Raw genomic sequence first — 13,783 nt, 5'->3', positions numbered from 1 at the left:
CCCCCTTATAGCGATGACATGACGGCTTCGTCGAACCGGGCGAAGGCTCTTCCGCGCAGGCGAAGACCCTTCCGCGCGCCTCGCCGCCAGAGATCTCCAGCAATGACTATTGGCGCAAGAGGCCGGCCTGAACCGACTGCCGGACGCTGTGGCGTCATGGCAGCTGTACCGTCTTGGCAGCTGCAGCGTCATGGCATATGGTGCATTACTTTAAAAAATAACTGAATCGCCGCGCAGCTGCGCCCGTCGCCAAAGCGCGGCTCCAGGGCGCGCCGCGAGGGTGCCGATCATGCTTCGCGCCCTGCTACAGACCCTTACGCTGGCCATCGCGCAGCCATGCCAGGCGTTGCAGTCGCCACGATCACCGGCCATTACTTGCCGACGCGCGTGCGCGCGGAGCCTGCGGCGATGGGGTTGCGGGCGGCTCAAGACAGACGGCTGGTGACAGATGCGCAGTGAAGCTCCCCCAATTGTTCGCCTCTCTGACTATCGGCCCACCGACTATTTGATCGACACCGTCGCGCTCGACATCCGCCTCGCCCCTGACGACACACGGGTGATCGCCGAGCTGGCCATGCGTCCCAACCCGTCGGGCGTCGCCGGGGCGCCGCTGAAGCTGGATGGCGATGAGCTGGAGCTGCTGGCTTTCAGCGTCGACGGCGTGACGCCCGACGCCACAGCTTTCACCGCCACCCCTCAGGGCCTCACCCTGCACACGCCGCCGCAGCAGCCGTTCACCCTGCGCATCGAGACCCGGCTGCAGCCCGCCGCCAACACCAAATTGATGGGGCTTTACCGCTCCAGCGGCGTCTATTGCACCCAGTGCGAGGCCGAGGGCTTCCGCCGCATCACCTATTTCCTCGACCGGCCCGACGTGCTGTCGGTCTACACCACGCGTATCGAGGCTGAGCGGGAGGCGGCGCCGCTGCTGCTCGGCAATGGCAATCTGCTGGAGACCGGGCCGGTGGGCGACAGCGGCCGCCATTACGCCATCTGGTTCGACCCCTTCCCCAAGCCCGCCTATCTGTTCGCGCTGGTGGCCGGCAGGCTCGACACCGTCTCCCAGCCCTTCACCACCATGTCCGGCCGCCAGGTGGAGATCGCCGTGCATGTCGAGCCCGGCAAGGCCGACCGCGCCGCTTACGCGCTTGATGCGCTCGAACGCTCGATGCGCTGGGACGAGGAGGTATTCGGACGCGAATATGATCTCGACGTGTTCAATGTGGTCGCCGTGTCCGATTTCAACATGGGTGCCATGGAGAACAAGGGCCTCAACATCTTCAACGACAAATATGTTCTGGCCAGCCCGGAGACGGCGACAGACTTCGACTACGCCAATATCGAGGCGATCATCGCCCATGAATACTTCCACAACTGGACCGGCAATCGCATCACCTGCCGCGACTGGTTCCAGCTGTGCCTCAAGGAAGGCCTGACGGTTTTCCGCGACCATGAGTTCTCGGCCGACCAGCGTTCGCGCCCGGTGCGCCGCATCGCCGACGTCAAGACGCTGCGCGCCGCCCAGTTCGTCGAGGACGCCGGCCCCCTCGCCCATCCGGTGCGCCCGGAGCAGTACAGCGAGATCAACAATTTCTACACCGCCACCGTCTATGAGAAGGGCTCAGAGCTGGTGCGCATGCTGTCGATCCTGCTTGGGCCGGAAGATTTCCGCGCCGGCATGGATCTGTATTTCGACCGTCACGACGGCGAAGCGGCGACCATCGAGCAGTTTCTCGCCTGCTTCGCCGAGGTCAGCGGCCAGGATCTCGGCCATTTCGCCCAATGGTACGCCCAGGCTGGCACGCCGCATGTCACGGCCCGGGGCCACTATGACGCCGCAGCCCAGACCTGGACGCTGACCCTGACGCAGTCCACCCCGCCCACCCCCGGCCAGCCCGACAAACGTCCGCAGGTGATCCCGGTGAAAATGGGACTGATCGGCGCCAGCGGCCAGCCGATCCCGCTCATCGCCGACAATGACGCGCCGCTGCGCGACGACGTGCTGACCTTCGCCAGCAGCGAACTCAGCGTCACCTTCCACAATGTCGCCGAGCGGCCGACGCCGTCGCTGTTCCGCGGCTTCTCGGCGCCCGTGCGGCTCGACATCGACTTGAGCGAGGCCGATGAGCTGCTGCTGTTCCGCGCCGACGTCGATCCGTTCAATCGCTGGCAAGCGGTGCAAAATCTGATGCTGCGCCACCTGGCGGCGGATGTGGCGGCCATCCGCGCCGCGCAAACTGGCGGCGCGACGCGCCCGGCTGCGCCGTCGTTCACCGCAGCGCTTGGCGAGTTCCTGGCGACCGAAGGCGCTGGGGACCCGGCCTTTGCGGCGCTGGCGCTGACCCTGCCAGGCGAGGGCGACATCGCCCGCGAGCTGGGCGCCGACATTGACCCGGACGCCATCCATCTGGCCCGGCAGGCCCTGCGTCAGGCCATGGGCAAGGCGCTGTTGCCAGCCCTGCGCCAGATTCATGCGCAAGGCGGCGTCTCCGGCGCCTTCGATCCGTCAGCCGCCGCCGCCGGGCAGCGCGCCCTGCGCAATCTGGCGCTCGATCTCATCGCTGCCGCAGAGCCGGAGGAAGGGGGCGCCCTGGCCGAAGCCCAGTTCAACGCCGCCGGCAACATGACCGACCAGCTCGCCGCCCTGAGCGTGCTGGCCAATTTGCCCGGCCCGCGCCGCGAGGCTGCTTTGGCCGCCTGGGAGCAGCGCTACGGCGACGACCCGCTGGTCATGGACAAATGGTTCAGCGTGCAGGCGATGGTCGCCGAACCGCAGACCCTCGCGCGCGTCACCGAACTGATGCGCCATCGAGGCTTCTCGCTGAGCAACCCCAACCGGGCGCGCGCCCTGCTCAGCGCCTTCGCCCTGTCGAATCCCACCCAGTTCGCCCGCGCCGACGGCAAGGGCTTTGCGCTGATCGCCGACGCCATCCTCGACATCGACCCGATCAACCCGCAGGTGGCGTCACGCATGCTGACAGCGTTCCGCGCCTGGCGCACCCTTGAGCCGGGGCGCCGCGCCGCCGCGCTGGCGTCGCTGCAACGCATCGCCGCCCGCGCCACGCTGTCTGTGGACGCCCGGGACATCGTCACCCGCATGCTGGCCGCAGACTGAGGCGCAACCACCATATCTGGCGTGTTCTGGCGCGCGAAACGCTATAGCCAGGACACGCCAGAATCCCCTGAAAAATCCGCCCATAACGAAACCGAAACCATGCTGGACAAACCGTTCAAAACGGATTCAGATGGCAATGATTCGGGAAGATGCGGCACATCAACCTGATGGTTTTTGACAGGATTCCGAAGGGGGACCGAGATGGCGCGCGTCCAGGCGACGCCCGCACGCGCACCTGCGCGCGCGGCCACCATTTTGGGAGTAGCGAAGTCGATCTCGCACCCGGCGCTCGGTCGCCTGGTGGCGGCTGAACCCTGGCTGAAGCTCGCCGTCCCCTGCCTGCTCGGCGTCTTCGTCCTCACCCTCGCCATTAGCGCCACCCTGCAGGCCATCAGCTCACGCACCGGGAGCGTCAATGAGGCGGTGGTCACCATCGACCTGCTCGCCTCCAGCATCGCCAACGCCGCGCGCACGCCCGAAGGCGCGGATGCAACGGCCATCGCCACCCATTTGCTGGAAGCCCACGCGCCGTCGCAGGCGCTCGCCGCCGGCCGCAGCGCCATCATCAGCGACAGCCAGGGCGTCATCGTCGCCTCGACGCCGTCCGGCGCCCCAAGCCAGGGTCGCCTCGCCACCTGGCTCGGACCGACGCAGCCGCTGACCACCTTCGCCGACCGCGCCGGCGTCATGGAGATCACCCTCGCCAATGACCAGCGCGTGCTGGCCACCGTGCGCAATCTGCCGGCGCCGCTGGGCCAGCTGGCGGTGATCCAGCCGCTCGACGACGCGCTTGGCCCATGGCGCATCATCACCCGCAACAATGGCACGCTGCTGCTCACCGCCTCGCTGGTGCTGATCGCCATCGCCGCCGCCTATTTCATGCAGTCGGCCCGCGCCCGCGCCGCCGACGATATCTGCGAGCGCGTCACCGCCCGCATCGACACGGCGCTCAACCGCGGTCGCTGCGGCCTGTGGGACTGGGACATCGCCCGTGGCCGCATCTATTGGTCAGACAGCATGTATGCGCTGCTGGGCATGACCCGGCAGAACGAATTCCTGTCGTTTGGCGAAGTCAACGCCATGGTGCACCCGGATGACGGCGACCTCTATGGCCTCGCCGACATGCTGGCGGGCGCCCGCGCCGACACCGTCGACTATGAGTTCCGCATTCGCAACGCCGCCGGCGAGTGGATCTGGCTGCGCCATCGCAGCGAACTGGTTGAGCATGTCAGCGAGCATGAGGGCCCGCATCTGATCGGCATCTCGGTGGACATCACCGAGCAGCGCCGCATGGCCGCCCTGAAGAAGACCTCTGACAACCGGCTCAGCGACGCTATCGAGAGCATCTCGGAAGCCTTCGTGCTCTGGGGCCAGGACCAGCGCCTCGTCACCTGCAACTCCAAATTCCGCAGCCTGCACCGCCTGCCGCCAGACCTGCAGGTGGTCGGCCTGAGCCAGGATGAGCTGATGCAGGTCGGCACCCTGCCGATCGTCCAGACCCGCCCGATCAATGGCGCGCTGATCAGCCGTGACGCCCAGACCTATGAGGCCGAGCTGGCCGATGGCCGCTGGCTGCAGGTCAATGAGCGCCGCACCAAAGATGGCGGCCTCGTCTCCATCGGCACCGACATCACCGGGCTGAAGCGTCACGAGGAGCAGCTGGTCGACAATGAGCGCCGCCTGCTGACGCTGGTCTCCGAGCTGCGACGCTCGCGCCAGGCGCTGGAAATGCGCGGGCAGCAGCTGGCCGATCTGGCCGAGGACTATCGCGAGCAGAAGGGCAAAGCCGAGGCGGCCAATCGCGCCAAGTCCGAATTCCTCGCCAATATGAGCCACGAGCTGCGCACCCCGCTCAACGCCATCATCGGCTTCTCCGAGGTGATGGAACAGGGCATGTTCGGCGCGCTCGGCCACCCGAAATATGGCGAATACACCGCCGACATCCGCAAGAGCGGCGAGCATCTGCTGTCGCTGGTCGCCGACATTCTCGACATGTCGCGGATTGAGACCGGTAGCCGCAAGATCGAGATCAGCGCCATCGACGCGCGCGAGGCTATCGACGTCGCTATCAGCCGCATCAGCGCCGCCGCCGCCGACAAGGGTCTCAACCTCGCCATTGAGGCGCCCGAGCAGATCGCCATGGACGCAGATGGCCGCGCCCTGCAGCAAATCCTGAGCAATTTGCTGCGCAACGCCGTCAAGTTCACGCCGGAGGGCGGCAGCGTCACCGTGCGCGCCGACATCGCCCACACTGTCGCTGACTTCCACGTCATCGACACCGGCGTCGGCATTCCGGCGGAGGCCATCGACAAGCTTGGCCGTCCGTTCGAGCAGGTTGAAGGGGAGTTCAACAAGGCCAACAAGGGCGCGGGTCTCGGCCTCGCCATCGCCCGCTCGCTGGCGGAGATGCATGGCGGCGTGCTGACCATCCGCTCCACCCTGGGCGAAGGCGTCGTGGCCAGCGTGCGCCTGCCGCTGCGGGCCTCCACCGCCGTGGTCAACGCCGCCTGAGGCGGGCGAGGCAAGCGTTCTGGCGCAGGCGCGCCGCCGCCTCATGCACGGTCGCGAAATGACTGGCGACGCCGCGACCTTAAGGACTGACACACCCTGGCGTGACCAATCGCCAATAAGCCTTGCTCACCGGACGCTGGCGTCAGTGACTGAGGACCTGCTGGAACGCGGCGCGCACCTGGGCGCGCACACCGGCAAGATGCGCCTCCAGCGTCTTCACATCCGGCAGCCCGACTGCATTGGCGATGCGCTTCATCACTGCTAGAGAGGCGGTCTTTGCGTTGAACTCGCCATCGACCGTCAGCCGCTCCCACTGCAGCACCGCCTCCATCAGCGCATAGCCGTCAATGAGCGTCTCTGCGTCGCCTTCGCTGACGAGGCCCTCGTCCCGGCCAGCCTGGATGATCAGGCCCGCGCCATTGCGCTCCAGCCCTGCTGTCAGCCCCGGCCGGGACAGCGCCAGATATTGCGCGACGAACTCCACATCCATTAGCCCGCCGGCGGCGAGCTTCAGGTCCCAGGGGTTCTTGTCGCCCTTCTCCTTGGCCACCAGCGCCCGCATGTCGCGCACGCTCTTCGCCAGCATCGCACCGTCGCGCGGCGCATCGATGATGCTCCGGACACTCTGCGTCACCTTCGCGGCGAGCCCGGCGTCGCCCGCCACCACCCGGGCGCGGGTCAGCGCCATATGTTCCCAGGTCTCGGCGTCGGCGGCCTGGTAGCGCGTAAAGCCGGAGAATTGCGTCGCCACCGCCCCCTTGCGACCATCTGGCCGCAGGCGCATGTCGACCTCATACAGCCTCCCCCGCCGCGTCGGCACGGTCAGCGCGCTCACCAGCCGCTGCGTCAGGCGGTTGTAATAGACCGAGGCGTGCAAGGGGCGCGGCCCATCGCTGTCGGGCCGCTCGGCGTCAAAATCGTAGAGCACCACCAGATCAAGGTCTGATGAGGCGGTGAGCTGGCGTGACCCCAGCCGCCCATAGCCCATCACCACGATAGCCCCGCCGGGAACCATGCCATGATCGGCGCGGAACGCCTCCTGCACCGCCTCTAGCGACGCGGCGATGGTGGCGTCGGCGATCACCGAGAACGCCTGCCCCGCCCGCTCCGGCGCATAGATGCCCGTCAGCATGCGGGCGCCGACCACGAATTGCGCGAGCCGCGCCGCATCCCGCGCCCGGTCGAGGAAATCCTCAAGCGACGGCGGCTTGCCGATATGGGCGCGAATGCGCAGCGCGAGACTGTCGAGGTTCTGGGCGTCTTCGGCAAAGGCCGGATCGATGATGGCGTCAAGCACATGCGGGCGCTCGGCGACGATATCGGCGAGACGCGGCGCGGTGCCGAGCAGATCGGCGAACAGATTGAGCAGCCGCTCATTGGAGCGCAGCATCGACAGCAGCTCCACCGCCGCCGGCATCCGGCCAAACGCCCGATCAAGCGCCGCCAGCGCCGCGTCAGGCGCCGCGGTGCGCCCCAGCGCCGCCAATAGACCGGGGGTCAGCTCGGTCACCACCTCACGCGCCCTGGCGCTGGTAACGGCCGAACGGCGGCCAAAATGCCAGCCGCGAATGGTCTCCGTCACTGTCGCCGGATCGCGGAAACCAATGCGCCGCAACGTCTCCAGCGTATCGGGATCATCGCTGGCGCCGGTGAACACAAGGCTTCCCGCCTCGGTAGCCAGCGCCGGGCCTTCCTCGAACAGCAGGCCATAATGGTGTTGCACCGTGCGCGCCACCTTCTCCAGCGCCGCCCCCAGAGCCTTGATCGATGCGAAACCGGCGAAGCGCGCCAGATCCTTCAGCCGCTCATCGTCGTCGGGCAGCCGCTGGGTCTGCTCGTCATTGACCATCTGCAGGCGATGTTCGAGCGTGCGCAGGAAACGGTAAGCGTCAGACAGCTGGTCGCGCGCCTCAGCCGAAATCCAGCCGTCATCACACAGCGCCTTGAGCATATCCAGGGTGCGGGCGCCGCGCAGGTTTTCGCGCCGGCCGCCAAACACCAATTGCTGGGTCTGCACGAAAAATTCGATTTCGCGAATGCCGCCGCGGCCCAATTTGATGTCGTGGCCGGCAAGAGCGATCTGGTCATGGCCCTTGACCACATGGATCTGCCGCTTCATGGCGTGAATATCGGCGATGGTGGCGAAATCGAAGTATTTGCGCCAGATGAATGGCCGGAGATCCTTGAGGAAGGCCGCGCCCAACGCCAGATCACCGGCAATGGGCCGCGCCTTGATGTAGGCGGCGCGCTCCCAGTTCTGGCCGAGCGTCTCGTAATAGGAGAACGCCGCTGGCAGCGAGATCGCCGGCGCGGTCGAGCCAGGATCCGGGCGCAGGCGCAGATCAACGCGGAAGCAATAGCCGTCGCCGGTGCGTTCCTGCAGGATCTTGGCGACCGACTGGGTGAAGCGCACGAACACCTGCGGCGGCGCCAGCCCCTCCTTGAGCGGCGCGTCGGGATCGTAAAACACCACAATGTCGATATCGCTGGAATAATTGAGCTCACCGGCCCCGTGTTTGCCCAGGGCCAGGATGGTCAGGCCGCAACCGTGTTCGGGATTGTCAGCATCGGGCAGCGCCAGCCTGCCCTGTCGCGCCAGCTCTGCAAGAAGGAAGCGGGTGGCCGCGCCGACGCAGGCGTCGGCGAAATCGGTCAGCGCCCGCGTCACCCGCTCCACGCCCCAGGCGCCGCCGAGATCGGCCAGCGCCACCAGCAATGCGTTTTCGGTGCGGGCGCGCCGCAGCGCTTTCATCAGCGCCGGCTGATCGGCGGCGCTGCGCCACGCCCCGGCCGCCCGGGCCACCAGCTCGTCATGGATCGCGTCGGGGGAGTTTGCGAGGTAATCCGCCAGGCGGTCAGCGCGCGCCTTCAGCGCCCGGCTCAGGAACGGCGAATGCGCCAAAACGCCGAGCAGCACGTCGCGCGCCAGCGGATGCGCGTCGATCACGGACCGCAAACGCGGCTCCTGCGCGGCTTCCAGCTCGGCCAGCGAGGCGCGCGCCGCTTTCATCGCCGCCGCATCGCCGCCCCTGGGCGCCGTGACAAACCGGGCGGCGAGGCTCCCATCATCCTGCGTGCTGGCGGCTGGCGGGGTCTGCGGCGTCGTCATGCGGTGTCGGCCTTCCTGGCAGCTCCAGCATGGTCCGGCCAACGCCGTGACGACGTCGTCGCCTGACCCTGCGGGAGCAGTTGCGCTCACAACGAACCAGTAAATGGTTCCGCGCAAGGAGCAAGCGCCAGCGTCGCCAGAAAGGCTGCCGCCAAGGAGGCTGCCGCCAGGATATCAACTGGCGCGCCGCCATCATGCGCGGAGCGGCCCTTCACCCAATCAGGCCGCCCGCGCCCCCAACAGGAGACGCGACGGCGATCAGGCCGGCGCCACGGGCGCAGGCAGCTCCAGCACCACCCGCAAACCCGGCTGGTTATCCTCAAGCCGCAGGCGTCCGCCATGTAGCCGGGCGACGGCGCCGACCAGGCTGAGCCCAAGACCGAAACCTGGCCGACTGCGCGAGCCCTCGAGCCTTACAAAGCGCTCTACCACATGCTGCCGCTGCGCTTCAGGAATGCCCGGCCCATTATCAGATACGGCGATCTCGACCACGCCGCCGACACGCCGCGCGGCGATCGCCAGCTTTGGGGCAGCAGCCGTCGGCGCGCTCTCACCCGCGCCCTCGCCCGCGCCCTCGCCCTCGTCCCCTGCGCTGGCCTCATCGCCACCCTCTGGCGTCACGGCATATTTGAAGGCGTTGTCGATCAGATTGGCCAGCGCCTGGCCAAGCAGTTCGCGGCTGCCATGCATGGGCAGGCTATCCGGCAGGTCGACGCTGAAACTGACGCCGAGATCTTCCGCCACCGGCTCATAGAGCTCGGCCATGCTGCGCGCCACTTCGGCGGCGTCAAAATCGGCCATGCTGTCCTGCGGCTCACCGCCTGCCTCCAGCCGGGCGATCATCAGCAATGCGTTGAACACCTTGATGAGATTGTCGGATTCGTCGATCACCGCCCCCAGGGCCGCCATATAGTCGTCCTGGGTCCTGGCGTTGCGCAGTGCTTCCTCAGCGTGGTTGCGCAACCGCGTCAGCGGCGTCTTCAGGTCGTGGGCGATATTGTCGGACACCTCCTTGAGGCCATTCATCAACTCGCCAATGCGCTCCAGCATGGCGTTGAGATGCATGGCGAGGCGATCCAGCTCGTCCCCGGTCCCGGCCATGGGCAACCGCCCCGTCAGATCGCCGGCCATAATGGTCTTGGCGGTCTCCGACATGTCCTCGACCCGCTTCAGCACCCGCCGAGCGATAAACCAGCCGCCGATGCAGCCAAGAATGGTGATAATGGCCAAAGAGATGCCAGCGGCGCGCCACATCACCTGGCGCAGCCGGTCCTGCTCCTCGAGGTCGCGGCCAACCAGCAGACGAAATCCGCCAGGCAGCACATAGACCTGCACCAACGCCCGGCCATCAATCTGCCGGTCCTCGTGGCGGTCGTCGCGGCGATACTGGATGATGCGCGTCGCCTGCTCGTCCAGCACGCCGGCGGGCAATTCGCCGACATTGCCGGCGAGACGCTCACCGGTGAAGGTGGTGAGCAGATAGAGCGAGGCGCCAGGCAGGCGCGTGCGGCGCTCCACCGCCAGCACCAGCCGGCGCACGCCGCCGAGCCGATATTGCTCGGCCAGGCCGGAGGTTTCGGCGGCGATCGTGGTGCGCGTCTGCTCGAGCAGCAGGTCGCGGGCGCTCTGGGTGACATAGGCCAGCACCAGCCCGGCCATAATGACGAAGGCCAGCAGATAGGCCATCGACAGTTTGAAGGCGGTGGTGCGTACCAGCTTACCGAGCGCTGTCACGGATCATGTATCCAGCGCCACGGATGGTGTGAATCAGCTGGACGGCGTGCCCCTTGTCCACCTTGGCGCGCAGCCGTGACACGTGCACGTCGATGACATTGGTCTGCGGATCGAAATGATAATCCCAGACATTCTCCAGCAGCATGGTGCGGGTCACCACCTGGCCGGCGTGTTTCATCAGATATTCGAGCAGGCGGAATTCCCGCGGCTGCAGGGTGATCTCCTTGCCGCCGCGGGTCGCGCCATGGGCGAGGCGATCGAGCGTCAGATCACCGACCTGATAGGTGGTTTGCTCGCTGACCGCGCCCGTGCGCCGCCGCGCCAGCACCTCGACCCGCGCCAGCAACTCGGAGAACGCGTAAGGCTTGGAGAGATAATCATCGCCGCCGGCGCGCAGCCCCCTCACCCGGTCATCCACCTGGCCGAGGGCCGACAGGATGACCACCGGGGTCTCCACCTTCTGCTCGCGCAAGGAGCGGATCAGCGACAGGCCATCCAGTCGCGGCAACATGCGGTCGACGACCAGCACGTCATAGCTTTCCTCACGCGCCAGTGCGTAGCCCTCGAGGCCATCTGGCGCATGATCGGCGACATGCCCGCTTTCCTGAAAGGCTTTCACCATATAGGCGGCGGCTTCAGGATCATCTTCGACGACGAGAATCTTCATGTCGGCCATGATAACCTGCCAGCGCTAAAAGAAAGAGGGCCAGACGCAGATTACGTCTGGCCCCACAAGGTTTTGCGCCTGAGCGCGGCCACATCGCCGGGAGTGAGTGAGCGGCGACGGGCGCAGGCGCGAGGCGCAGCGGCGTTAATCAGGCTGGAGCGCCACGTCGCAAGACCCAAGTCCTACCGGATCCTTGCCTCCCGGATCCTTGCGGGCGCTCCAGCCCCGGCCACTGACGACGCGATCCATGTGACGCCACCCGAATCATGTCGCCGCCAGCTGCCAGTCGAAGCTGGGACCAGATCTGGCCTTAGCCAGCGTTCAGGCTCAGGGCGAGGAAGCGATCGCCCTGGGGCGAGGCGAGGCGCAGCAGCACCGCCTTGCGGCCTTCCTTGCGGCTCTTCTCGATGGCGTTGGCTACGTCCTTCGGGGTCGTCACCTTCTCGCCGCCGGCCTCGGCGATCATATCGCCGGCCCGGATGCCCTTGTCCTCAGCCTGGGAGCCAGGCGCGACGCCAACCACGGCGACGCCCGAGCCTTCCATACCCTTCACCTCATCGGCCGGCGCCAGCGCCAGACCGAACTTGCCCAGATCCACCCCAGCCGCAGCGGCGGCGGTCTTCTCGCCCGGCATTGCGCCAAGCTTGACCTTGACATTCTCCGACTTGCCGCCACGGAACACCGTCAGTTCCGTCGTGGCGCCTGGGTCGAGCATGGCGATGGCGCGGCTCAGCTCACGGGCATCCTTCACCGGCTTGCCGTTGACGGCGGTGATGGCGTCGCCGCTCTTCAGGCCAGCCTTGCCGCCGGGGCTGTCGCTCTCGACCTTGGCCACCAGCGCGCCTTCGGCCTTGCTGAGACCGATGCCGTCGGCGATGTCCGCCGTCACCGGCTGGATCTGCACGCCAAGGAAGCCGCGCTTCACCGAACCATGGTCACGGATCTCGGCCACCACCTTGTTGGCGGTGTCGGAGGGGATGGCGAAGGCGATGCCGACGCTACCGCCAGAGGGCGAGGCGATGGCGGTGTTCACGCCGACAACCTCACCGGCCAGATTGAAGGTCGGGCCACCCGAATTGCCCCGGTTCACCGGCGCGTCAATCTGCAGGAAGTCGTCGTAGGGACCGGCGCCAATGTCACGACCACGGGCCGAGACGATGCCGGCGGTGACGGTGCCGCCCAGACCGAAGGGGTTGCCGACAGCGATGACCCAGTCACCAATGCGCGGGGTTTCCTTGGCGAAGGGCACGGTCGGGAACGGACCATTGGCCTCGGTCTTCAGCAGGGCCAGGTCGGTCTTGGGATCCAGGCCGACGACCTTGGCCGGCAAGGTGCGACCATCGTCCATCACCACCTCAACCTTGGCGCCCTTCTCAACGACGTGGTTGTTGGTGACGATGTAGCCATCGCTGGTGATGAAGAAGCCCGAGCCCTGGGATTCGCCGAAGCGCTTCGGAGCGGGACCGCCGCGACCGCGCCGCATGCCTTCCGGTCCCATGCCCTGCATGCCCTCGCCGCCAAAGCGACGGAAGAACTGCTCCATCGGGCCGCCCTGCGGACCGCCGAATTGCTCGCCGTCAAAATTGCTCTGCTGCGCAGTGGCCGAGGCCACCTTGACGCGCACCGAGACAACCGCCGGCTTCACCCGCGCCACCACATCGGCAAAAGAAGGCTGGCCAGCGACGCTGGCGGCGGCAGCCGGAGCGGCCATGGCCTGGCCATAAGGCGGCAGCAGGCTGCCCTGCGCCAGGCCGACGACGCCAACGGCGCCCAGGGCGACGGCGCCCAGCAGCAGCGAAGCGCGGGTCTTCTTGCGGGTGTTGCGACGCAGCATCACGGCGGCGTCCTGCGTATTGCTGAAGTCGGTGCGGTTATTCGTGTCGGTCATCTGTCACTCCATGGCGTATTCGCCGTTCTGTTGGGGTGAAGATGACCTTTGCCGTCTTACGGCAACCTCACGGGAACATGACAATTTGGTAAGGGGATCAGGTCTTGTCCCGACGCTCGCACCAACTTGCATGGAGGCTGGCGGCGAACTGTCCCGGCGTATGCGCCGTTCAGCCCGCAGCGCGTCGCGCCTCAGGCGCATCCCGTCGCAGCAGCCCTACGTCGCCCGCCCTCTCGCTGGCGGCGATCGCTGCTATGTCGCTGCGTCGTCCTTGCGCAAGGCCTGCTCCAGCGCCTCTTTCTCCGCCTCATCAAGCGGCTCGGCGTCCCTGCTCATCTGGCGGCGGCTAACCATCACCAGCAGGACGCCACATAGCAGCACCAGCGCCGGCCCACCCCACAGCAGCAGCGTCCGCGCGTTGACCGGCGGCTTCAGCAGCACGAAATCACCATAGCGGGCCACGACATAGTCGCGCACCTGGGCGTCGCTATCGCCAGCGGTCAGCCGCTGGCGCACGACCCGGCGCAAATCGCGGGCCACGTCGGCGTCTGAATCGTCGATCGACTGATTCTGGCAAACCAGGCAGCGCAGCCCCAGGGAGATGTCCCGCGCCCGCCGCTCCAGCGCCTTGTCCGCCAACACCTCATCCGGCTGCATAGCCATGGCGGGCGCAATGGCCGACAAACCAGCGCCAGCCAGGATGGCCCCAGCAAACGCCACCGTAAACAACGCCCTGCGCAACATCATCTTCACTGGCAT

At 66.9% G+C, this 13,783-nt stretch carries 7 protein-coding genes; 2 read left to right on the top strand and 5 right to left on the bottom strand.

Annotation, left to right across the window (positions count from 1 at the left end; translation table 11 throughout):
* The first annotated feature begins 448 nt into the window (after positions 1-448).
* Together pepN and AC6A67_RS02845 are read left to right on the top strand one after the other, a co-directional pair.
* On the top strand, positions 449-3,115 hold the full coding sequence (pepN, locus tag AC6A67_RS02850) for an aminopeptidase N (protein WP_498035044.1): 2,667 nt from the start codon (positions 449-451) through the stop codon (positions 3,113-3,115).
* 255 nt (positions 3,116-3,370) lie between these two features.
* A complete protein-coding gene (locus tag AC6A67_RS02845; protein ID WP_498035042.1) occupies positions 3,371-5,626 on the top strand; it encodes a PAS domain-containing sensor histidine kinase in 2,256 nt (751 codons plus the stop codon).
* Positions 5,627-5,768: 142 nt separating this feature from the next.
* Here AC6A67_RS02845 and AC6A67_RS02840 read toward each other — a convergent pair whose 3' ends face one another.
* The 5 genes from AC6A67_RS02840 to AC6A67_RS02820 all read right to left on the bottom strand — a co-directional run bounded on the left by AC6A67_RS02840 (position 5,769) and on the right by AC6A67_RS02820 (position 13,768).
* Positions 5,769-8,735 carry a bifunctional [glutamine synthetase] adenylyltransferase/[glutamine synthetase]-adenylyl-L-tyrosine phosphorylase gene (locus tag AC6A67_RS02840; RefSeq protein WP_498035040.1) on the bottom strand — a complete coding sequence of 989 codons (2,967 nt, stop codon included), beginning with the start codon at positions 8,733-8,735 and terminating at the stop codon, positions 5,769-5,771.
* A 258-nt stretch (positions 8,736-8,993) separates the two neighbouring features.
* Entirely contained in the window at positions 8,994-10,421 is a 1,428-nt protein-coding gene (locus AC6A67_RS02835) for a HAMP domain-containing sensor histidine kinase (RefSeq protein WP_498035177.1), read from the bottom strand.
* Positions 10,422-10,452: 31 nt separating this feature from the next.
* Positions 10,453-11,136 carry a response regulator transcription factor gene (locus tag AC6A67_RS02830; protein ID WP_498035176.1) on the bottom strand — a complete coding sequence of 228 codons (684 nt, stop codon included), beginning with the start codon at positions 11,134-11,136 and terminating at the stop codon, positions 10,453-10,455.
* 310 nt (positions 11,137-11,446) lie between these two features.
* Complete coding sequence (locus AC6A67_RS02825) at positions 11,447-13,024, bottom strand: Do family serine endopeptidase (protein WP_498035039.1); 1,578 nt, start codon at positions 13,022-13,024, stop codon at positions 11,447-11,449.
* A gap of 252 nt (positions 13,025-13,276) precedes the next feature.
* The gene (locus tag AC6A67_RS02820) at positions 13,277-13,768 is read right to left on the bottom strand and encodes a cytochrome c-type biogenesis protein (protein WP_498035175.1); all 492 of its coding nucleotides are present in this window, start codon (positions 13,766-13,768) and stop codon (positions 13,277-13,279) included.
* Positions 13,769-13,783 lie beyond the last annotated feature (15 nt).

Source organism: Camelimonas sp. FR25 (assembly GCF_059740505.1).
This window is presented reverse-complemented; position numbering and strand designations above follow the sequence as displayed.

Bases quoted from the DNA above. Each gene is read 5' to 3' on its own strand.
- AC6A67_RS02840 (WP_498035040.1), bottom strand. From the start codon at position 8,735: ATGACGACGCCGCAGACCCCGCCAGCCGCCAGCACGCAGGATGATGGG.
- AC6A67_RS02835 (WP_498035177.1), bottom strand. From the start codon at position 10,421: ATGGCCTATCTGCTGGCCTTCGTCATTATGGCCGGGCTGGTGCTGGCC.
- AC6A67_RS02830 (WP_498035176.1), bottom strand. From the start codon at position 11,136: ATGAAGATTCTCGTCGTCGAAGATGATCCTGAAGCCGCCGCCTATATG.
- AC6A67_RS02820 (WP_498035175.1), bottom strand. From the start codon at position 13,768: ATGTTGCGCAGGGCGTTGTTTACGGTGGCGTTTGCTGGGGCCATCCTG.
- pepN (WP_498035044.1), top strand. From the start codon at position 449: ATGCGCAGTGAAGCTCCCCCAATTGTTCGCCTCTCTGACTATCGGCCC.
- AC6A67_RS02825 (WP_498035039.1), bottom strand. From the start codon at position 13,024: ATGACCGACACGAATAACCGCACCGACTTCAGCAATACGCAGGACGCC.